Below are 23,590 nucleotides of genomic sequence, written 5' to 3'. Positions count from 1 at the left end.
AATAATAAAAAAAATGCCTATGACCAACTCAATGTAAGAGTAATCATAGACATACAAAATCTAAATAAATTTATTCAATTTTAAAATACTTGTTCAATTTCTAAAATCTTTAAAAACTCACTAGCCGCATACTTAAATGCAGACTCATCGATGTCAAAGTGAGGGTTATGATGTGGCGCTGTTATGCCTTTGTCTGGATTGCCACACCCAGTTAAGAAAAACGCACCTGGACGTACTTTTAAATAGTGAGAGAAATCCTCACCAATCATCATTAATTCAGATTCATTAAAACGCAAATGTAAGTCATTCGCCGCTTGTTTAACAACTTCATATGCATTTACATGGTTATGTACAGGTAAATAACCACGAATGTATTCCAAGTCATAAGTTATGTCGTTTGCTAACGCAAGTCCTTGTAATAACTTATCCATTTTATTGTGTATATGAGTTTGAAGTTCTGTGTCGAATGTTCGCACAGTTCCTTTACAAAAAGCACTATCAGGAATAACACTATCCGATGATCCCGCTTGAACCATACCGAAAGTGAGTACGGCTTCTTTTACAGGATCAATTGTTCTAGAGATGATCTTTTGTGCACTCAGGATAAACTCTGCCATAATGACAATAGGATCAATGGTTTCATGTGGCTTAGCACCATGTCCACCTTTGCCTTTAATTGTAACTGAGAATTCATCTGGTGACGCCATAATAGCACCAGGTCTTGAATATATTGTACCAGTACGATAACCACTCCATAAATGTGTACCATAAATTTTGTCTACACCATTTAAGCAACCATCATCAATCATTTCTTGAGAACCACCAGGCATAATTTCCTCACCATATTGGAAGATAAAGACCACATTTCCTTTTAGTAAATGACGGTGTTCATGCACAATTTCAGCGACACCCAATAAGATTGCTGTATGTCCGTCATGACCACATGCATGCATTAATCCATCATTTTTAGATTTATAGGGTACATCGTTAAGTTCTTGTACCGGCAAAGCATCAAAGTCAGCGCGAAAAGCCACAGTAGGGCCATTTTCTTTTCCTTTAAATGTTGCTTTAATACCATTACGCCCAATAGGTGATTCGATCTCGCAATCAAGATGACTGAGCTGATTTAGAATATAATTATGCGTCCAAGTTTCCTCGAAAGAAGGTTCAGGATATTGATGCATATATCGGCGCATCTGTATCATTCTATTTTCCTTATTACTGGCTAATTGAAACCAATCTAACACATTAACCACTTCTTCCTAATTATTATGAATTTTAGTATATCAAATTCTAATACAACTCAATAGTTTAATTATTTATTTTTTGAAAAATGAAGTAAAAATTACATGTTGTATGAACAGTTGTACATGAGGTGAAGAATATGCAATATATTGAATTTACTGGAATGATAGTGCTTTCATGTTGAAGGAAAATCAGTTATGATTATGTTGATATAAAAAATACAAAGGGGATATGAATATGGTTCAATCACTACACAATTTTTTAGAAGAAAATATTCAATATTTAAAAGATAATGGATTATATAACGAAATCGATTCTATCGAAGGTGCTAATGGTCCAGAAATCACAATCAATGGGAAACAATATATTAACTTATCATCAAACAACTACTTAGGACTAGCGACAAATGAAGATTTAAAATCTGCAGCTAAATATGCTATCGATTCACACGGTGTTGGTGCTGGTGCTGTACGTTCAATCAACGGTACATTAGATCTACACGATGAATTAGAAGAGACTTTAGCTAAATTCAAAGGTACTGAAGCAGCTATCGCTTATCAATCAGGTTTCAACTGTAACATGGCAGCTATTTCAGCAGTAATGAACAAAAACGATGCGATTCTTTCAGATGAATTAAACCATGCTTCAATTATTGATGGTTGTCGTCTATCTAAAGCTAAAATCATCCGTGTTAACCACTCTGATATGGATGACTTAAGAGCTAAAGCAAAAGAAGCTGTAGAATCTGGTCAATATAATAAAGTAATGTACATTACTGATGGTGTATTCAGTATGGATGGAGACGTTGCTAAATTACCAGAAATCGTTGAAATTGCTGAAGAATTCGGTTTAATTACTTATGTTGATGATGCACATGGTTCAGGCGTTATGGGTAAAGGTGCAGGTACGGTTAAACATTTTGGCCTACAAGATAAAATTGATTTCCAAATCGGTACACTTTCTAAAGCTATCGGTGTAGTTGGCGGTTATGTAGCAGGAACTAAAGAATTAATTGATTGGTTAAAAGCTCAATCACGTCCATTCTTATTCTCAACTTCTTTAGCACCTGGAGATACCAAAGCAATTACAGAAGCTGTGAAAAAATTAATGGCTTCTACTGAATTACACGATCAATTATGGGATAACGCTAAATATTTAAAAGATGGCTTAGAAAAACTTGGATTCAATACTGGTGAATCAGAAACACCAATTACACCAGTTATTATTGGTGATGAAAAAGAAACTCAAGAATTTAGTAAACGTCTTAAAGATGAAGGCGTATATGTAAAATCTATCGTATTCCCAACAGTACCTCGTGGTACAGGTCGTGTAAGAAACATGCCTACAGCAGCACATACAAAAGAAATGTTAGATAAAGCAATTGCTGCTTATGAAAAAGTCGGTAAAGAATTAGGTACTATTAAATAATTTAAAATAGAAGATAGAATTTTTAGACTGGGATGATATTCATTGTCCTAGTCTTTTTATTGTGACAAAAAGTTGATTTTGAAATTTATGCTTTGTTTTTATGTGAGGAACAGATTAGTATTTTGGTAAAATTGATTTATAACGAATATTTTAAAATATGAAGTGACAAACTAAAACAATATTAGCTTATAGTGCAGAAGGAGGGATACTCGTGTTACGTTTAAGACAATTGAGTTATGCAGATAAAGATGCTTTAAAGAAGTACCTCCAAGAATGGTATGTGAATGATGAACCAATAGTGCCTTCAAACACTGACATGTCAAGGTATGAATCATTTGAGAGTATGGTAGACCATCTAAACAGTACTGAAGTTGATGACGACTGGGTACCGACAACAACATTATTTTGCTTCGAGGATGAGATGATTGTTGGTGCAGTCGATATCCGTCATTACTTGAATCAACGCTTAGTAAACATAGGTGGTCATGTAGGTTACGGAGTGTGTAAGTCACGTAGGGGACAAGGTATTGCTTCGTTGATGCTACAAGAGGCTAAAGCTTTTCTAAAAGAAATAGGCGTAGATAAAGTGTTAATGACTACAAATCCTAAAAACGTTGCCTCTCAAAAAGTGATCAAACATAGTGGTGGTTATGAAATTGAATCTTACGTTAAAAAGAATGGAAATTTGGTCAGTCGATTTGAAATTCCTAATGATTGAAGGTTAGATGAATGAAGGATTTAAAAGTAGTATATGCATTAATACAAAATGAAGAGGGGAACGTGTTATTAGTTCATAATACGGATGATGGCGGATGGTCTTTACCAGGTGGCAAAGTTGAATACGGTGAAACTTTAGTTGAAGCGCTAAAGCGTGAAGTTAGAGAAGAAACAGGATTATTAGTTGAAGTTAATGACATAGTAAGTGTTAATGAGGGTAAATCGACACAGATGAATGTTCATACACTTTTTTTCATGTTCAAAGCACAGGTTCAGGATTATACAACAGACATACAAATGAAAGATGAAATTTCGACATTAGGTTGGTTCTCGATTCCAGAAGCTGATGAAAAGTTAATCTATTATCATCATAGTTTGAATGCGTTTTTAAATAATAAGGCTACTTATTATGATGAGGGTTTAGTGGATTGAAATGTGAAAAAAAAGATGAGAAAAATTTAATATTTTAAATCATTCATAGTACATTTGCAGAAGCTAACTGAAATGAAAAGCGCTTAACTTAAACACAACAAAATTTTTAGTACATTTAAGATTGAAATTTAGCTAAAAAATTTAAAAGATTAATGAATAAAGCAAATTAGAGTGGCACAACGATTTCGTCGTGCCACTCTAGGCGTCAAAAGTTTATAAATAGTTTCATAATAAGCATGAAATCTCAAGGCTACACTTCTGTGCAAGCCTTTTATTTATAGTAATAAGATAGCATCATTAACATATAAGCACAATACTATATTAATACTTTAATCAAATTAACTTAACATATACATATTTTTGAAATAATTGTATTGATAATGCCATTTAACAATGACAATTTGGTATTTTGACGGGTAAAAGATAAATAGATATTAAATATAAAGTGGAGGTATCAGACATGTTAGTTTTGAATGAACAAGACCAGCAATCATTATTAGACATGAAAGAAGTCATTGATGAGGTTGCGAATTCATTAAAGGCATTTTCAGAAGGGAAGACAGACACACCGTTAAGGTATGTCTTACCGTTTAATGAAGGTAATAGATATTTAGTTATGCCAGCATTATCTGATGATCTTAAAGTGGTTGGTATTAAAACAGTTACATTTGCGCCAGATAATCCTAAAAAAGGTAAAAAGACAATTACAGGATCTGTTTTATTAAGTGATTATGAAACTGGGGAAACATTAGCTGTATTAGATGGCAGTTATTTAACTAAGATTCGTACAGGTGCTATCTCTGGAGTAGCAACTAAATACTTAGCACGAGAAGATGCTAAAACACTATGTGTTATTGGTTCTGGTGATCAAGCACAAGGACTAATTGCTGCAGTAATGGCAGTTAGACATATCGATACAATTCACTTTTCAAGTCGTACTAAGGAAAATGCAGAACGTTTAGCTCAAGAAGTAGCTAATAATTATAATGTATCGACAAAAGTCTTTGAAGAAGCGGATGATGCGATGGAAGAGGCTGACGTTGTTGTAACTGCGACAAATTCTAATCATCCGGTATATTCACATTCATTACATCCCGGCGTTCATTTAAACGCAGTAGGCTCATTCAAACCAGATATGCAGGAATTACCGTCAGAGTCTATGCTAGTAGCTAATAAAATTGTTGTTGAGTCAGTAGAAGCTGCGATGGAAGAAACTGGCGATTTAAAGGTACCTCAAGAAGAAGGAATTATAACGAAAGATTCATTACATGGTGAACTAGGGGACATCGTAGCCGGTAAAGTTTCAGGGCGTGAAGATGATAAGGAAGTAACGCTATTTAAATCAGTAGGGTTAGCAATTGTAGATATCGTTGTTGCTAATTATTTCTATAAAAAAGCAGTAGCAAATAAAGAAGTATAATGCTGAAGTAGTTTTAATATTGTTAGGAAATTGCGAGTGTAAGTATGTAATTTTAAATAAATAGACTGCCGGGCCACTAAAAATTAAAGTATTCACATTAAATAACTTACTGTGAGTACCTACACTTTTTGAAAATTATGAAGAAACCGTGTAAATGACATATTGTTAATTGTCATCTACACGGTTTTAAATTTGTAATTATGCTGATTTTTTACGAGTTCGGATGTAAATTAATCCTGTTCCTGTTACTACTAATATAATAGCGATGCCATGTTCTAAACTACTATCTTTCAAACCTGCATTTGGTAATGATGTAATTGCGTCATGTTGTTGTGTAAACATAAGATTTGAGTTTTTAGAAGCATTACTATTAGTAGTTATTAGTGTCTCATTATAAGAATTATCTTTAGGATTTACTTGAACTGGGAATTTAATGCCATCTTTACAATGTTGTGAATGACTTGCATTACCAGTCAATTGGTCTCGTGTTCCTTTGTTGTTATTAGAAATAATCACTAAGTTTGAAGTAGGGTGATATTTGATTGCATTTCCTTTTATATTGTTAGTATGCATCTTGTGGGTAGTGCTTGGAATGACAATATTATCATCAGTGCTATTATGAGTTTGATTATTGTTAGCTGGGATTTCAATTACGTTGTTATTATCTTTTTGATGGTCTTTATTAGGGAATTCAATGACATTATCTTTATTAGAAGAATCAGCTTGTTTATCGTCTTTAGTATTGTCATCATTATCATTAATATGACCAGTATTGTCTTTGTCATCATTGTTTGAATCTGGTGTTTGTTGTTGGCCATCTTGTCCATTAGTTGAATGATTATTATCATTATCTTCTTTACCAGTATTTGGTTGTTCATTACTTTCCGGTAGACCATTAATGATACGTACAGGTTCTTCGGTATTGTATTGATTTAAATCTGTATTCTTAATATATTGAGCGACAACTGCATCTAAAGAAATGCCTTCCTCACGTTGTCCACCAAACATATCATAGCCATCTCCTTGATTAGCTGTGAAGTCATTGGTAGTTACATAGTAAGTACGGTTAGGATCTAAATCTTCATATTCTCCATTCTCTTTATTCAGTACCTTAATGGCATTAATACGTTGGCCAGATGCTTTATTGATATCATAATACACTCTGAGTGAGTCAGATACTTGTAAGAATCCTCCATTTGCACCTAAGACTTTCTTACCGTCTTGAGTTTCAGTATCAGCACTTAAACTGTGTTCAAATGCCTTTTCAACATCTGAACCCTTCACTTGAATTTGAGAAATTAAATTACCGAATGGTAACACTGTTATGATGTCGTTTTCAGTAACCTCACCTTTCTCAATTGAAGCTCGAATACCACCACCGTTAGTGATTGCGAAATCAGGTTGATGTGAAAAGTTCTTAGAGGCATATGCTTCCATAGCATCCGTAATTAGGTTACCTAAATTTGTTTCTTGCGTGCGCGCTTGAGCACGTTCACCATTTAACGTCACTGTATTATTAGGTATAACAACTGTTGATGTTTCTTTTAAGAAGTCGTCATTTGCCTTTTTAGTTTGTGCATCAATTTGTGAGTCAGGTGTGATATCTTTGGCGTCCGCTACATTGATTAATGATGCTTTGATATCAGACGCTTTTTGATTTTGAAAAGTAAAATCCACACGTCCTACATTTGCTAGTGCAGTACCAGTTTGAGCGAGTAGATTATTAGTCCCATAATGTTCACCGTTATCAATCACGGTATGTGAGTGACCATCTAATACGAAGATAGGTTGTTTAAATGAACCATCTTTCGTAAGTTGATCAATTAAATAATCACCACGCCAAGTTTTTTGGGTCGATTTATCTACACCTAAGTGCGATAAGATAACGAATACATCGACATTGTTTTTAATCTCATTCATGGCTTGTTTGACACTAGTTAATGGATCTTTAAATTCAACACCTTCAACAGCAGTAGGCGACGTTTTAGTTTTTGTTTCAGGTGTCGTGACACCTACAATACCATAGCGGACATTGTTTTTAGTTACTGTAGTTGAAGGATCAAATACGCGTTTACCATTTTTGTAGATATTAGAAGAAACAATAGGGAAGTTTAATTGTTTCTGCAATTTAAGTAATTGGTCATAACCAAAGTCAAATTCATGGTTTCCGACAGTCATTGCATCATAGCCAACACTATTCATAGCTTTGGCCATTTCTTCTCCCTTTGAATTGTTAGAAACAGGTAAACCTTGAAAAGCATCTCCTGAATCCACCATTAAATCCGGATTATATTTGTCTTTAAGACCTTTTACTTTAGCCATACCGATGACTCTTCCATCATCCTCTACAAATCGGCCATGTATGTCATTTGTATGTAAAATTGTATGTTTATTTGTGTTATCAGAAGTTGTTGCCATTCTTTTGTTGATAGTAACATGTTGAGATTTCGATGCTGCTTGTTCTGATGTAGTATTGCTATTTTTAAACACTTGCTTTGAAGCAGGTGTAGATTGTTGTGATTCTGGAACATTACGCTTTTGCTGTTGTTGAGTTGATTCTTGAGGTGTTTGTTTAACTTTAGTGGAAGTAGATTCTTTTGTAGTTTCTACTTGCGTAGACTTGCTTTGATCCGACGTCGAAGGAGAAGGTTTTACCTCCATACCATGGGATTGCGATGTATTATTTTCATTTGAAGTGGATTCAGACGATGCTTTTTCTTGTGAAGATGTATTATTTTTGTTTGTAGTAGGTTCAAGTGTAGCTTTTTCTTGTGAAAATGCAGAACCTTGAGATGAATTATTATGCTTCTCTGAAGTAGTGTTTTGTGTTGTAGACGTTTCAACATTAAGATGTGAAGTTGTTCCAGACGAAGGTGTGGCTTGGTCATTATGTGAAACGTTGTTTGACTCAAGGGATAAAGGTTTATTAGTAGATTCAATGTTAGCTGATGATACTTCTTTTGAAGCCGATTGTGGTACTTCTGCGGTAGCTGTTGTGTTAGTAGCTTGTGTTGCCTGAGATTCAGCTGCATAAGAGGTACCAGTGGTGATACCAAATACGATAAAACATAAAACTAAAAGTGGAATAAGATATCGCTTCATATTTGCCTCCTTTATTAGATGGAATTTACATTCTCATATTAGCATAAGTCGCAAAGCCTTAAGCTTACTCATTAAATTATTTACAATAATTTTAAAAACAATTAATAAATATAACGTTATGAAGAGTATGTATCTCTGACTTTTCAAAAATAAAGTGAATTTAAAAGAGTGTACTTTGTGAGTATACAAGAAAGCGCTTTTATATTATAATAAGCATGTAAATAGGGAGTATGTACACCCTAAAAGGACAATCATTCGTGGTAAACACACAAAGGGAGTTTTTTATTTATGGAAAGAATCGTTATTACAGGAGCACTTGGTCAAATTGGTACTGAGTTAGTATTAAAATGTAGAGAAATTTACGGAAATGACAATGTATTAGCTACGGATATTAGAGAGCCGGAGGAAGATTCACCAGTTAACAATGGTCCGTTTGAAGTATTAGATGTTACAAATCGTGAAGCTATGATGGCAATCGTTGAGAACTTCAAAGCAGATACGTTAATGCATATGGCAGCATTATTATCAGCGACTGCTGAGAAAAATCCTTTATTAGCATGGGATTTAAATATGGGCGGTCTAATGAACGCATTAGAAACAGCTAGAACGTATGAATTACATTTCTTCACACCAAGTTCAATTGGTGCATTTGGTGATTCAACGCCTAAGAAAGATACACCACAAAATACAATTCAACAACCTACTACAATGTATGGTGTGAACAAAGTTGCTGGTGAGCTATTATGCCAATACTATTTCACAAAATTTGGTGTCGATACGCGTAGTGTGAGATTCCCAGGACTTATCTCTCATGTTAAAGAACCAGGTGGCGGTACTACTGATTATGCTGTTGAAATTTATTTTGAAGCGGTTAGAAAAGGTCGTTACACAAGCTATATTGCTAAAGACACATACATGGATATGATGTATATGGATGATGCAATTGATGCAATTATTAAATTAATGGAAGCAGATAGCGACAAACTTGTAACACGTAATGGCTATAACTTAAGTGCTATGAGTTTTGAACCTGAACAAATTAAAGCTGAAATCCAAAAACATTATCCTGACTTCGCATTGGATTATGAAGTAGATCCAGTACGTCAAGCAATTGCTGATAGCTGGCCAGATAATATTGATACAAGTTATTCTCGTAAAGAGTGGGGCTTTAACCCTAAATACGATTTAGCTGGTATGACTGAATTAATGTTAAAAGCGATTGAAGAAAAAGAACAAAATAAATAAAGTGTGACTGTCATACAAGTCATATACCACAGAACCTCAGACGAAATGTTTGAGGTTTTCTTTTTTTTATTCGAAAGTAGTTAGTAATGACCATTAAAAATTTACTAAAGTATGTTATTTTTAAAGAAAGGGTTTACAATTAGTATTTAGTTTGAATTTTTAGAAAATTCATTGAATCAACATTACGAGATTGCTATAATTTAATATACTATTACTAACTAAGAATTATTTAGGAGGCTTTCATCATGTCAGAAAAAGTTAAATTTGAACAACGCGACTCACTTAAAGAAAAACCAGAAGGTAATTTAGGATTCGGTCAATACTTTACAGATTATATGTTAAGTTTTGATTATGATGTAGATAAAGGTTGGCATGATTTAAAAATTGTTCCTTACGCACCATTTGAAGTTTCACCAGCTGCACAAGGTCTTCACTATGGACAAGCGGTATTTGAAGGTTTAAAAGCATACAAACATAAAGATGAAGTTGTATTATTTAGACCAGACCAAAACTTCAAACGTATTAATGATTCATTAGCACGATTAGAAATGCCTAAAGTAGATGAAGAATTATTACTAGAAGGTTTAAAACAATTAGTAGACGTTGAACGTGATTGGGTACCTGAGGGAGAAGGACAATCATTATATATCCGTCCATTTGTATTTGCGACTGAAGGCATTTTAGGAGTAAGAGCATCTCATCAATACAAATTGTTAATCATTTTATCTCCATCAGGCGCATATTATGGCGGAGACACATTAAAAACAACTAAAATTTACGTTGAAGATGAATATGTTCGTGCCGTACGTGGTGGTGTAGGATTCGCTAAAGTAGCAGGTAACTATGCAGCAAGTTTATTAGCACAAACAAATGCTAATAATTTAGGCTATGATCAAGTATTATGGTTAGACGGTGTAGAACAAAAATATGTTGAAGAAGTTGGTAGTATGAACATCTTCTTCGTTGAAAATGGTAAATTAGTTACACCTGCTTTAAATGGAAGTATCTTACCTGGTATTACACGTAAATCAATCATTGAATTGGCGAAAGAGTTAGGCTATGAGGTTGAAGAACGTAAAGTGTCAATCGATGAATTATTCGAAGCTTACGACAAAGGTGAATTGACTGAAGTATTCGGATCAGGTACAGCTGCCGTGATTTCACCAGTGGGTACTTTAAAATATGAAGACAGAGAAATCGTCATCAACAATAACGAGCCAGGAGAAATTACTAAAAAATTATACGACACATATACTGGCATCCAAAGTGGTAAATTAGAAGATACACATGGTTGGAGAGTCGTAGTTCCAGAATATAAATAAGGTAAGTTTTAAGAACTGGAAATCTTGAGAAATCGAGGTTTCTAGTTTTTTATTTTATTCAATTGTGATGGTTTGAGCTTATGCTTTTTGAATGATATCTAAAATAAATGTATTACTTGTTCAATTTTTATCATTATCTTTCTCAATTTTCATATCTATAAAGAAAAAAACGATAATTATAACTAAGAAAAGAGAATAGAAAATGGTATTACCATATGGAATATGAAAAAATGCGATGAAAATAATTGAGAACATGTTCAATAATACCAAACTAATCGTTAAGGCTATTTGATATTTTTTCGTTATCAATCTCTCCTTTAGCATCATTAATAAAATGTTTTTAAATGGAGATCGTTATAAATTTGGTAGATCTCGAGACATTAATTAGCTATTCCCCATCTAATCGACGACTGATATAGCCTAATACAGCACCAATAATAACTAATACTAAAATATATATTAAATTTGATAATTGATTATCTAAAGTAAGCATTGGCTGAACATAAAACGTAGCAACAATTAGTATTATTAAAAATATAAAACTTGCAATTATTCTGTATTTCATCATAAGTACCTCTACATTTTTAAGTTATTTTAAAAGTTTTCCACATTTTGATTATGCAGTTTTTTAATAAATTTTAAAAACTCAAAGTATATATAGCTATTTATCATCATCATGTTTTTTCTGTTTAGGTGCGTAGTGATCGATTATAAATTGAAAAATGAAAATGTATGTCCAAAAAAGTATAATTCCCCAAATATTTGTAAAAATATGAATATCTGTTATCCACATAAAAATACAAAGTAATATGATTGATCCAAAATATATAATATTTAGAATTAATCTCAATTTAGATTTTGACATATATTATGCAACCTTTCATGAAAATCTCAACTATTGAATTTCAACCATTCAAAAAATGATACACATATATTAATAAATACTGTATAAGAAAGTTTGATTTATTAAATCATTTAGTTACTTAAATATTTAGCGAAAAAAGGCATTTCTTATCTTTAGGCATATATATTATCTTATGATCATTAATGATTTTAACATCGTTCATAAATATAAAAATAACATAAAATATTAAAAATATGAATTGAACGTTTTTATATAATCAGTTTTATTTATAGTTTCTTTAATTCATCTATGTTTAAAATACAGACATGTTGGAGGGATTAATATTATATTTTAAGAATGGTGTTATTCAAATTAAAGATCATACTTTTATATATAACGTATTATGTATAATATTGGTATCATAAAAAGCATACTTAAATATATGATAAGTAAGAAGGTGCATAGTGTGGAATATAAAACACTTAAAAAGCTTTTTCATATGTATGGTTGGGATAATGTAGATACAGAATATAATATGCGGTTAAATAGTTATTCAAGTTATGTTACCGACTTTGCCATTCATCCAATTCAGGACGAGAAACAACAAAGAGACGTAGAGTATCCTCTATTCTTTGTTCTAAATCGATCATTAGGTATTAATCTTGAAAAGGTCTTAAAAAACTCAGATAGAATTAAGCAACTTTCCTCAGCATTGCCTAAAATAACGAACGAAGCATATATCAAACATTTATTAATCAATGAACTCCAAAGTACGAATGAAATTGAAAATATAAAAAGTAAGAAAAAAGAGATTGCTGCGTCATTGAACAAAACAAAAGGTGAGAATAAGCGTTTTGATGGATTAGTAAATCAATATATTATGATTGAAAATGATGACGTTGAAATCAATTCAATCACAGATATACGTCTTATCTTTGATTCAATTGTTACTTCTGAAATTCTAGAAAAAGATTTACCAGATGGAAATTTGTTTAGAAAAAATTCTATCGGTGTCTACGACAATGCTAAAAGTAAATGGGTTCATAGAAATGAATTTAATGAACCAGAAATTTTTGAATATCTAACCATTTTATTAAGTTTTATTAAACATTATGAAGCACCCAGTATTTATAAAATATTAGCTAGTCATTACATGTTTGAATATATTCATCCGTTTTATGATGGAAATGGAAGAGTAGGAAGATATATATTAGCTAAATTACTTAATGATAACTTGGATTATTTTACAGCACTCACTTTTTCATACGTCGTAAATCATAATAAAAATAAATACTATAAGGCATTTCAAGAAGCATCTGATTACTTTAATAAAGGTGAAATAACAAATTTCATTGATGATATGATGCAATTACTTATTGAAGGACAAAATAATATAATAGAAACGTTTGAAAATAATACAGAAATCATTAAAAGACTTGCACAGGCACTTGATCAACAAGGATTGAATAAATATGATTCAGATGTTCTCTTTATATTACTTCAAGATAAAATTTTTGGAAGTAAATATTCTAGAATTACTATTAAAGGAGTCAAAGATATCGTAGGATATTCAAGAAATAAAGTTAATGAAGTAATAAAAAAATATGAAAGCAAATTAATTAAGTTAAAAAGTAATCCTGTTGTTTACGAGGTGAAGGATAGTTACGTACAAGAATTGCTTTCTATGCAAAACAATACAAATTGAAATATTTAAACATACAAATACGCAACATTAATGAGCAATTACGCAATAAACGCCAAATTTATCCTCAGGTGCTTACAATAAAAGTGTAATTTAAATATTAATGAAGGAGTGGAATCAAATGACAGACGTATTCGGTTTCATTAAAAAAGCGATTGACTTTATTAGTAGTATTTTAGTACATGGCGAACCTAAATAATTATTTTCACAATAATCATCACCCCGAGAGTTAGATTGAAATCTAATTTTCGGGGTGAACTTTATATAACCATATTAATTGAAAACATGATAATTTTTATTCTTTTTGAAAATATGTAATTGATTCATCCTCATTGCAAATTGTTGATATAACATGATACATCCAAAGCCCCAAGATAGACTAAATGTAACGCCACCCATAACATCTGTAAGATAGTGCGCATGGAAGTATAGTCTTGAGAATAGAATGCTCAACCACACCATAGTTAATAGTGTCGTTAATGACCATTTTAATAGCTTATTGTGAATTTTAGGTATAAAAAATAACACAATAATCATTATAACTAGTGTGCTGGCAAGAGAATGGCCACTAGGGAATGAATATCCTGAATCAATTGATAAATGATCATATGGACGCGCACGATGTATTAAATCCTTAAACATTATACCCATTAGTCCACCTGATGCGACAGTAAGTAAAAGCCAAATAGACAATATTACATGACGTTTTAGAAATACTATAAGTGCCATTAGGATAGTTAAAATGACGAAAGGTAGTATGTCTCCATAAGTTGCGACGATTGTCATATAATCATTAAACCAACTTCCGTGATAATTCATTTGCGGATCACCAAATGAGTGTAAAAACCAATGGAAAGAACTTTGATCTACAAAAGTTATTAATAGCATGTGCAGTTTCATTCCTAATATAATTGTTAAGAAGGCCAACACACTCAAAATAAACAAAATGTTTAATTTAGATTTGTTAAATAATATATTCATTAGTTGCCCCTGTTATCTTTTTTATTTAGTTTAACGTAGTAAAGCGATAAAGAAATCGGTATTGAGACGCATTTATTTATAAGACTTAAAACCTATAAAAAAAGTGTATATTATATAGAAAAAGACCATTTAGGGGGAATTGAATGGAATTTAAACTAATTACTTATTTCGATGAAAGCTACATTGATTCAATTTACGAAACATATCAATCAGTTGGTTGGTTAAAACATGATAAAGATAAGATACGAAAAATTTTTGAGAATAGTACACATGTAGTCTTTGCAATTTATGATAATAAAGTCATTGGTTTTGCTAGAGCATTATCAGATGGTGTATTCAATGCAGCTATTTATGACTTAGTTGTTAATAAAGATTTTCAAAATAATCAAATTGGTATGTATATGCTTAAACACATTCTTAAAGAAATAGGGTCACTTTCATGTATCCATTTAATCTCAACTATCGATAATTTAGAATTTTATCAAAAAGCAGGATTTAAAAAATTGAAAACTGGTATGGTTATATATCAAGATAAACGCCTAACAGATACATATACTGAATAATTGGTAGATGGAATATTAAATCATTCTATTGAGTCTAAAATAAAAATTTGTATTACAATAGAAGAGTTAATAATCATAATTCACAGGAGTGTTATGAAAATGGAATGGATATTATTTGATAAAGACGGGACTTTAATAGAATTTGATAAGAGTTGGGAGAAAATTGGTATAAGATTAGTGGATAGTCTTTTAGAGGAATACCCAGTAGCTGATAAAGAAGTTGCACATCGCCAATTAGGTGTTCTTGATAATGCCATCGTTCCTGATTCTGTAATGGGGTCAGGGTCACTAGATGAAATGATTAAAGCTTTCAATAACGTTGTTGGTAAAGATGTTTCAACTTGGACACGTAATACGAGCCAGGAGCTTGTTGATACACGTGTGCCAGAGAACAACTGGATTGATGGTGTGTATGATATGATTCAATCTTTAAAAAAAGACGGCTATAAAATTGGAATTGTTACAAGTGACTCACGAAAAGGGGTATTGCAATTTCTTGAAGATACCAATTCTAAAGACGCTTTTGACTTAGTTATCTCTACAGAATCACATGCAGCGGAAAAGCCAAATCCAGCAGTATTAAATCCACTGTTTGATTCTTATGATGTCAAACCTGAAGATGTAGTTATAGTAGGAGACACTAATAACGACATGAAAACAAAGGTTAATGCTGAATTAGGTTTAGCAATTGGTGTGCTTACTGGTATAGCTAAAAAAGAAGAGTTAGTAGATGCTGATGTGATAATAGAGACAGCTGTGAGTGTGCCCGAAGTCTTAAAACAATATATTGAAAACAAATAAGAAAAAATGTAAAAACGCTACACAAAGAGTTTGAAATGTGTAGCGTTTATTTATGTTAACGATTATCTACCTTGCGATAAGTATTAATTACATGTGCAATTTTATCAATAATAGGGTCTAAAGAGTCAGGATTTTCGTGAATATCATATTCATTGATATTTACACGTACTACTGGACAAGCATTAAAGTTATTTATCCAGTCTTCATAACGTTTGAATAACTTTTGCCAATACTCAGGATCCGTATTAATTTCCATATCACGACCACGTGCTTTGATACGCTCAATTACTTCATTGTAGTCGCACTCAAGATAAATTAATACATCAGGTTTAGGGAAGTAAGGTGTCATTACCATTGCATTGAACAACTCAGAATATGTTTTAAAATCATCTTCATTCATAGTACCTTGTTCTTCGTGCATTTTCGCGAAAATATCAACATCTTCATAAATAGAGCGATCTTGAATGAATCCACCACCATATTCAAACATACGTTTTTGTTCTTTAAAACGTTCTGCTAAAAAGTAGATTTGTAAGTGGAAACTCCAACGTTCAAAGTCATCATAAAATTTATCTAGATAAGGATTATGATCTACATTTTCAAAAGAGGTTTTAAAATTTAATTTGTCAGCTAAAGCCTGTGTCAATGTTGATTTCCCAACACCAACGGTACCAGCAATGGTGATTATTGCGTTTTGAGGTACTTTATAATTATTCATGTTCAATTGCTCCTATCATAGGTCTTATTTTTTCTAAAATTGATTGATAATCTGAGTCATTTTTAACAAAATCAATTTCACTTGTATTAATTAAGACGACATTCGCGCCTTCACTTTTCATGGCATTATAAAATGTTAAATAATCTTCTTTGAGATTTAATAAATAGTCATCCTCAATATGATGTTCAAAACTACGATTACGTTGCGCTATTCTTTGTTTCAGAACATCCAAATCAGCATCTAAGAAAATAATCATGTTAGGCATTTCAAGATCTTCAGTTAAAATATCGAAAATGCGGTCAAATTTATCAAATTCATTATTACTCAACGTGTTACGAGCGAAAATTTTATTTTTATAAATATGATAATCGCTAACAACACCTTGAGTCATTTTAGCGATATCTTTTGCCTGTTTATATCGATTACAGAGGAAAAACATTTCTGTTTGAAAACTCCATTTAGAAATATCATCGTAGAAGTCAGATAAAAATGGATTTTCATCAATTATTTCTTTTTCTTCATAGTAATTTAATGTCTGGCTAAGCTTATGAGTTAGGGAAGATTTACCTACACCAATTGGGCCCTCAATTGCGATAAATGGTTTGTTCATAATCACATCTCCAAATGTTAAAATAGACAATGAGTATTGTATCATAAGTGAGGTATAACACACATGGTAAATGATGAATATTACATGAAATTAGCGATTGAAGAAGCTAAAAAAGCTCAAAAACTTGGAGAAGTTCCTATAGGCGCAATCATAGTTAAAAACAATGAAGTCATAGCAAGCGCACATAACTTAAGAGAAACTGCGCAGCTACCTACGGCTCACGCAGAACATATCGCTATTGAACGTGCTTCAAAAGTTGTTGGAAGTTGGCGTTTAGAAGAATGCAAATTATATGTGACACTTGAACCGTGCGTCATGTGTGCCGGTGCCATTGTGATGAGTAGAATTCCTAAAGTGGTATACGGCGCCACTGATCCTAAAGGTGGATGTAGTGGTAGCTTGATGAATCTATTAGAAGAATCTCGATTTAATCATAGAGCTGAAGTTGTTAAAGGCGTACTTGAGCAAGAATGTGGTGATTTATTACGAAACTTCTTCCGTGAGCTACGGTTAAAGAAGTCTAAAGCGAACATGTAAGCGTACAAATTGAGCTATATTTGTTAAAATAATACACGTGAATTAAGTGTTCAAGTTGAGATTTTAAATTTTAACTTTAAGATGGTTTTTTCAAGATAAATAGCAATTAATTAAGAGAATGAAACGAGGTAACTGTATGATTAAATTAATAGCAACAGATATGGATGGCACATTGTTAAATGCTGCACATGAAATTTCTCAAGAAAATGTTGATGCAATCAAATATGCACAATCACAAGGGATAACAGTTGCCATTGCGACAGGTCGTGCATTTTATGAAGCGAATACACCTGTAGCTGAGACAGATTTAAGCGTACCATATATTTGTTTAAATGGTGCAGAAGTACGTGATGAATCGTTTAATATTATGAATACGTCTAATTTGAATCATGAATTAGTGGAACGCATTAAATCAATTCTAGATAAAGATGACGTATATTATCAAATTTATACTAATAGAGGGATTTATACAGAAGATCCAACCAAAGATTTAGATATCTACTTAGATATTGCTAAACAAGCAGGACAAGAAGCGGATGTTGAAAAGATTAAACAAGGCATTCAAAAGCGCATAAATAATGGCACATTAAAAGTTGTAAATAGTTATGAAGAAATTGAAGATATCCCGGGAGAATTAATCATGAAAGTCTTAGCCTTTAATCCGGATTTAGAGAAAATTAACGCCATTGGAGCAGAACTTTCAGCTATTCCAAGTTTAGCCATTTCATCATCTTCACGCGGAAATCTTGAAATTACACATTCTGAGGCGCAAAAAGGAATCGCGTTAGAGTCTATTGCTAACCAATTAAACATTGATTTAAAAGATGTTATGGCATTAGGTGATAACTTGAATGACGTATCAATGCTAGAGCGTGTAGGTTATCCTGTTGCAGTAGAAAACGCTATGCCTGAAGTTAAAGCAGTTGCTAAATATGTAACGGACACAAATGAAAATAGTGGTGTTGGAAAAGCCATAATGAAGTTATTGAAAGAAGAAAATAATTAATATTAAGAGGTGTATAGTAGAAATGAAAGGACTTATAGTTGTTGGTAGTGCCAAAGTTGGCTCACATACAAATGCGTTAGCTAAATACTTAGTGGGACAATTTGATACACATGATTTAGATGTTGATATTTATGATTTAGCAGAACGCCCATTAAATCAATTAGACTTTTCTGGGACAACGCCGTCTATCGATGAAATTAAAACCAATATTAAGGATTTTCAAGAAAAAGTAATGGCAGCAGACTTCTTAGTACTTGGAACTCCTAATTATCATGGTTCATATTCTGGCATCTTAAAAAATGCATTAGATCATATCAATATGGATTATGTCAAAATGAAACCAGTAGGATTAATCGGTAATAGCGGAGGCATCGTAAGTTCAGAACCATTATCACATTTACGTGTTATTGTTCGCAGTTTATTAGGTATCGCTGTTCCAACACAAATTGCTACACATGACTCAGACTACAGTAAACTTGACGATGGTACATTATATCTTGATGATGACCAATTTCAGTTGCGTGCAAAATTATTTGTAGACCAAATTGTATCATTTGTGAATAATAGTCCTTATGAACATTTAAAATAAATTTTAATTACCTAAAAAAACACATATATAATAGTAGAAACTAGTTTTTTAATTTAAAAATTCTAACTATAGTCTCACTCTGTCATATGTCAATATATGAAGATGGGACTATTTGTTTTTAATTTCAGCGAAAGACAAATCAAATTTTTCGAATATTAAAATTTTTATCGAAGTTATTTCGATGCTAATTATATGAAATAAGAAAATGTTTGATAACAAATAATTTTTATAAAATTATTAAGACTTGCTATATTTGTCTATTCTAAATAAATTTTGTATAATACTTCTAAATCATTATTATGATTGTACTAAATGTGTATGGAGTGATTAATTGAATGAAAAACAGACAAGGATTTTTGCCCAATATATTAAATAAGTATTCAATCAGAAAATTTTCTGTAGGTACTGCTTCTTTACTTATTGGTGCTACATTAGTTATGGGGGCAGGGAACGTTGCTCGAGCTGATGAATTAGATAAAATAACTGCACAAGATGATTCCAATAAAGATAAATCAGAAGCAGTCGATATTAGTGAATTAACAAACAATGGTCAAACTGAGAGTAATGTAACAGAAGTACAATCTGATGAAACATCAAATCAGACTATTGAAGATAAAAATATAAAATCAACAGTAGAGGAAACTTCTGAAGAGAAAAGTACTGCGTCTACTCTTAGTGATAAAACATTAAACAGTGCAACGTCTGACAATGATCAAATCACTACACAAAAATCAAGTACAACGCAAGATAATCAAAAACAAGATGTAACATCATCAAATGGTTCTAATGCTCAAACATCAAATGATAGTGATCAAAGTGAAGAGAAATCAAATTCTAGTACAGATAGTGCTAAAAACGCAAACGATGAAAAGGCAAAAGAAGAACCGGTAAACGATAAAGAGATTAGTGAATCGAATCAAACAACTCAATCATTGGATTCAAAGGATGATAGTAAGACTAATAGTGCATCAGACACTCAAAAAGATACTACTGAAATAACGAAAGATTTAGAGAACAATAAAAATGATAAAGATAATACATCAAGTACAAATAAAGCTTCAGATAACCAATCCTCTAAAGATAATACTACAGACGATACATCCTCCAAGAATGATTCAAACAGTTCATCCGATAATAAAACGGCAACAAATACCAATCAAAATTCTATAATGCAAAGCCAAGACAGTGGTTCAATGGTTGAAGATAAACCAGTTATCACGGAAGCAAACAATGAGAGTCCGATACCATTAAATAGTAATTCAACTTCAATGGTTAATTCTCAAGCGACTACTTCAACTGTAAGAAATAATAGAATGAAGTTTAGAGTGCTAGCTGCAGTAAAAGATGGCAAAGTTGTTAAATATAAAATCCCTACAGACTCTAAATATGCTTATCTTCTTCAAGACTTAGGTTATGATGCAACCACTGTAAAAGAGGATACCGATTTACGTCATGCTGGTATTAACCAAATGCAAAATAATGAGACAAGTGTCATTAAATTAAACTTATCGAAATGGTTAGCGTTGCAAAGTGACTTTGTAAATGGGGGCAAGGTTAACCTTTCATTTTCTCAAAGTGACTTCTTCACACAAATTCAGTCTATTACATTGAATGGTGTTAATATGACAACGACTAATAACGGTCAGAACTGGAGTGCACCAATTACAGGTAGTACGGTGAATAGTGGCTTGATAGGCTCAGTTTCTAATCATGATGTATTGATTACCTTGAAAAATAATCAAACTTTAAAAAGTTTAGGGTATTCAAATGATAAACCTGTTTATTTAACACATACTTGGACTGAGAATGATGGTTCCATTGCTGAGGAAAGTATCCAAATTACTACCATTACGCCTACACTTAATTCTAAAGCACCACAAACTACTCAAACTAGTGGTTTTACTACAGGAAGACTAACGAATAAAGTGAAGTATGATAGTACAAACTCTGCTATTAATTCAGTTCATACGTTTAAACCAGATGAAAACTTCTTGCAAACGGATTATAACTGGGTTCTTTACATTAAAGAGCAAGTACCTAAAGACTTACTTCCTTATATAGATGCAAGTTCTGTGAAAATCTACGTATCTGACGATAACGGAAACCCAATTAGTTCTGACAGATATGTCAACGGCACGATTGATAGCAATGGATTTTTTGATTCTAGTACTATAGATTCAATATCAATTTTAAAAAATAATACATCAAGTCAATTGAATTCTGCCAGAACTTCATTGGATCGTAATGTATTCTATGGCACACTTGGACAGTCACGTAGTTATACTATTTCATATAAGTTAAAAAGTGGTTATACATTAGAGAATCTAGCTTCACAACTGAGTGATAGAGAAACTTTCAACTCTTGGCTTGTGTCAGATTATCTAGATTCAAATGATAATGGTGCTGTAAATAAGAGGATTCTTGGTTCATATGCAAGTTCTTATTTAGATATTATAGATAGAGTGGCACCAGTTGCACCAACTACAGCTAAAAATATTACAACTGAAGATAAAACGATTAGTGGTACTGGTGAAGCTAATATGACAATTCAATTAGACTTCAGTGATGGTAGAAAGCTTACAGGCCAAATTGGAAGTGATGGCAAGTTCACAGTAGCGGTTCCTAGTGGATTTACATTAACTGGCAAGGAAACAATTAGTGCTACAGTTCTAGATAAAGGAAGTAATGTGTCACCTGCAACTACAATTACAGTTAAAGATACGACTAAACCTGTAGTAACAGCTATTACAAATCAAATGAAAGAAGTAAATACGTCAATTGATAGCATCACAATTGTTGCGACTGATAACAGTGGAGATGCTGTAACAAATTCAGTTAGTGGCTTACCTTCAGGTGTCACATTTAACAGTTCAACTAATACTATAAGTGGAACACCAACCAAAGTTGGAAACTATACTATTACAATTACTTCTACAGATTCTAGTGGGAATTCAACTACAACTCCATTTACTATTACAGTAGTTGATACTACAACTCCAGTAATAACGCCTATCGGTAATCAAACAAAGGAAGTAAATACACCAATTAACTCAATCACCATTATTGCGTCTGATAATAGTAAATTAGCCGTAACTAACAATGTGAGTGGTTTACCTGATGGCGTTACATTTGATAGCACTACCAACAGAATTAGTGGAACACCAACCAAAGTTGGTACTTATCCGATTACAGTGACATCAACTGACGCTAATGGAAATGCAATGACAACAAACTTTACCATTAGTATTGTAGATACTACAAAACCAGTAGTAACGCCTATCAGTAATCAAACAAAAGAAGTTAACACAGCGATAGATCCAATTACTATTGAGGCAACAGATAATAGTGGCCAACCAGTTACAAATAGTGTGAGTGGTTTACCTGATGGCGTTACATTTGACAGAACAACAAATAAAATTAGCGGAACACCAACTAAAGTTGGGACATATCCTATTACAATTACAACAACAGATGCAAGTGGAAATGCGATATCAACGGAATTTAATATTAAAGTAATTGATACTATAGCGCCTATAGTGTCAACAATCGAAAGCCAAACAAAAGAGGTAAATACAGTAATTGACGTTATTACAATCGATGCGACAGACAATAGTGGCCAACCAGTTACAAATAGTGTAAATGGCTTACCAGATGGCGTTACATTTGATAACACTACAAATAGCATTAGCGGGACACCTACAAAAGTGGGTGACTATCCAATCACAGTGACAACAACAGATGCAAGTGGTAATACGGCTACAACAAAATTCAATATCACAGTTGTTGATACAACGTCACCAACAGTGACACCGATTGTAGACCAAACCAAAGAAGTGAATACAGCGATTGATTCTATAACTATCGACGCTACAGATAATAGTGGCCAGTCTGTAACTAATAATGTAACAGGACTTCCTTCAGGAGTTACCTTTAATAACGCTACAAATACAATTAGTGGTATACCAAGCAAAGTTGGAAACTATCCAATCACAGTGACAACAACAGACGCAAGTGGCAATACAACTACAACAATATTTAATATCAAAGTTGTTGATACAACGAAACCAGTCGTAACTAAAATTGAAGATCAAACCAAAGAAGTTAATACACCTATAAAATCTATAATTATTTCAGCAACAGATAATAGTAAATTAGCTGTTACAAATAATGTAAGTGGATTGCCTGATGGTGTCACATTTGACAGTAGTACCAATAAAATTAGCGGTACGCCTACCAAAGTAGGAAGTTACTTAATCACAGTGACATCAACAGATACAAGTGGAAATGCAACAACAACTTTATTCAACATCACAGTGCAAGATACTACA

The 23,590-nt window shown here is 32.5% G+C and carries 19 protein-coding genes; 13 read left to right on the top strand and 6 right to left on the bottom strand.

The features are described from left to right. Positions 1-80: 80 nt before the first annotated feature. Positions 81-1,247 carry a M20 family metallopeptidase gene (locus F1592_RS11125; protein ID WP_053017874.1) on the bottom strand — a complete coding sequence of 389 codons (1,167 nt, stop codon included), beginning with the start codon at positions 1,245-1,247 and terminating at the stop codon, positions 81-83. 235 nt (positions 1,248-1,482) lie between these two features. On the opposite strand from F1592_RS11125, the gene F1592_RS11120 reads away from it, so the two are divergent. The 4 genes from F1592_RS11120 (at position 1,483) to F1592_RS11105 (ending at position 5,242) form a co-directional block, all read left to right on the top strand. After that, on the top strand, positions 1,483-2,673 hold the full coding sequence (locus F1592_RS11120) for a glycine C-acetyltransferase (protein WP_149809664.1): 1,191 nt from the start codon (positions 1,483-1,485) through the stop codon (positions 2,671-2,673). 211 nt (positions 2,674-2,884) lie between these two features. Then, positions 2,885-3,391, top strand: a complete 507-nt coding sequence (locus tag F1592_RS11115) for a GNAT family N-acetyltransferase (protein WP_053017870.1) — start codon at positions 2,885-2,887, stop codon at positions 3,389-3,391. An 11-nt stretch (positions 3,392-3,402) separates the two neighbouring features. Beyond that, complete coding sequence (locus F1592_RS11110; protein WP_053017867.1) at positions 3,403-3,822, top strand: NUDIX hydrolase; 420 nt, start codon at positions 3,403-3,405, stop codon at positions 3,820-3,822. Between the two features lie 460 nt (positions 3,823-4,282). Further along, on the top strand, positions 4,283-5,242 hold the full coding sequence (locus F1592_RS11105; RefSeq protein ID WP_033079550.1) for an ornithine cyclodeaminase family protein: 960 nt from the start codon (positions 4,283-4,285) through the stop codon (positions 5,240-5,242). Between the two features lie 198 nt (positions 5,243-5,440). Here F1592_RS11105 and F1592_RS11100 read toward each other — a convergent pair whose 3' ends face one another. Then, on the bottom strand, positions 5,441-8,344 hold the full coding sequence (locus tag F1592_RS11100) for a 5'-nucleotidase C-terminal domain-containing protein (RefSeq protein ID WP_107609773.1): 2,904 nt from the start codon (positions 8,342-8,344) through the stop codon (positions 5,441-5,443). A 288-nt stretch (positions 8,345-8,632) separates the two neighbouring features. Between F1592_RS11100 and F1592_RS11095 the strand changes: the two genes are divergently transcribed. Then, positions 8,633-9,589 carry an L-threonine 3-dehydrogenase gene (locus tag F1592_RS11095; protein ID WP_033079552.1) on the top strand — a complete coding sequence of 319 codons (957 nt, stop codon included), beginning with the start codon at positions 8,633-8,635 and terminating at the stop codon, positions 9,587-9,589. A 245-nt stretch (positions 9,590-9,834) separates the two neighbouring features. Beyond that, positions 9,835-10,911 carry a branched-chain amino acid aminotransferase gene (locus F1592_RS11090; RefSeq protein ID WP_053017863.1) on the top strand — a complete coding sequence of 359 codons (1,077 nt, stop codon included), beginning with the start codon at positions 9,835-9,837 and terminating at the stop codon, positions 10,909-10,911. A gap of 388 nt (positions 10,912-11,299) precedes the next feature. Here F1592_RS11090 and F1592_RS11080 read toward each other — a convergent pair whose 3' ends face one another. Next, positions 11,300-11,476: a hypothetical protein gene (locus F1592_RS11080; RefSeq protein ID WP_154391894.1), complete on the bottom strand. Its 177-nt coding sequence runs from the start codon at positions 11,474-11,476 to the stop codon at positions 11,300-11,302. Between the two features lie 745 nt (positions 11,477-12,221). Between F1592_RS11080 and F1592_RS11075 the strand changes: the two genes are divergently transcribed. Next, positions 12,222-13,460, top strand: coding sequence for a Fic family protein (locus tag F1592_RS11075; protein ID WP_053017859.1), 1,239 nt, complete (start codon positions 12,222-12,224; stop codon positions 13,458-13,460). A 270-nt stretch (positions 13,461-13,730) separates the two neighbouring features. On the opposite strand, the gene F1592_RS11070 is transcribed toward F1592_RS11075, so the two are convergent. Continuing rightward, positions 13,731-14,438: a phosphatase PAP2 family protein gene (locus tag F1592_RS11070; RefSeq protein WP_053041214.1), complete on the bottom strand. Its 708-nt coding sequence runs from the start codon at positions 14,436-14,438 to the stop codon at positions 13,731-13,733. 143 nt (positions 14,439-14,581) lie between these two features. Between F1592_RS11070 and F1592_RS11065 the strand changes: the two genes are divergently transcribed. Both F1592_RS11065 and F1592_RS11060 read left to right on the top strand, forming a co-directional pair. Then, positions 14,582-15,001 carry a GNAT family N-acetyltransferase gene (locus F1592_RS11065; RefSeq protein ID WP_053017855.1) on the top strand — a complete coding sequence of 140 codons (420 nt, stop codon included), beginning with the start codon at positions 14,582-14,584 and terminating at the stop codon, positions 14,999-15,001. Between the two features lie 99 nt (positions 15,002-15,100). Next, positions 15,101-15,802, top strand: a complete 702-nt coding sequence (locus F1592_RS11060; protein ID WP_049426389.1) for an HAD family hydrolase — start codon at positions 15,101-15,103, stop codon at positions 15,800-15,802. Positions 15,803-15,857: 55 nt separating this feature from the next. Here the strand turns inward: F1592_RS11060 and F1592_RS11055 are convergent, their stop codons facing one another. Beyond that, positions 15,858-16,520, bottom strand: a complete 663-nt coding sequence (locus F1592_RS11055) for a deoxynucleoside kinase (RefSeq protein WP_011276690.1) — start codon at positions 16,518-16,520, stop codon at positions 15,858-15,860. After that, positions 16,513-17,130 (bottom strand): deoxynucleoside kinase, encoded by a 618-nt coding sequence (locus F1592_RS11050; RefSeq protein WP_053017854.1) that lies wholly within the window; start codon positions 17,128-17,130, stop codon positions 16,513-16,515. The genes F1592_RS11055 and F1592_RS11050 overlap by 8 nt, the downstream gene beginning before the upstream one ends. 63 nt (positions 17,131-17,193) lie before the next feature. On the opposite strand from F1592_RS11050, the gene tadA reads away from it, so the two are divergent. The 4 genes from tadA to F1592_RS11030 form a co-directional block, all read left to right on the top strand. Then, entirely contained in the window at positions 17,194-17,667 is a 474-nt protein-coding gene (gene tadA, locus F1592_RS11045; RefSeq protein ID WP_107610008.1) for a tRNA adenosine(34) deaminase TadA, read from the top strand. A 136-nt stretch (positions 17,668-17,803) separates the two neighbouring features. Then, a complete protein-coding gene (locus F1592_RS11040) occupies positions 17,804-18,673 on the top strand; it encodes an HAD family hydrolase (RefSeq protein ID WP_053017849.1) in 870 nt (289 codons plus the stop codon). A 22-nt stretch (positions 18,674-18,695) separates the two neighbouring features. After that, on the top strand, positions 18,696-19,262 hold the full coding sequence (locus tag F1592_RS11035) for an NADPH-dependent FMN reductase (RefSeq protein ID WP_053017847.1): 567 nt from the start codon (positions 18,696-18,698) through the stop codon (positions 19,260-19,262). A 335-nt stretch (positions 19,263-19,597) separates the two neighbouring features. Continuing rightward, on the top strand, positions 19,598-23,590 hold a 3,993-nt coding region (locus tag F1592_RS11030), incomplete at its 3' end, for a putative Ig domain-containing protein (protein WP_149809665.1).

The organism is Staphylococcus sp. GDX7P312P (genome assembly GCF_008385775.1).
GTDB classification, from domain to species: Bacteria; Bacillota; Bacilli; order Staphylococcales; family Staphylococcaceae; genus Staphylococcus; species Staphylococcus haemolyticus.
Note: the sequence above shows the minus strand (reverse complement) of the source record. Positions and strands in the feature narration are given on the sequence as shown.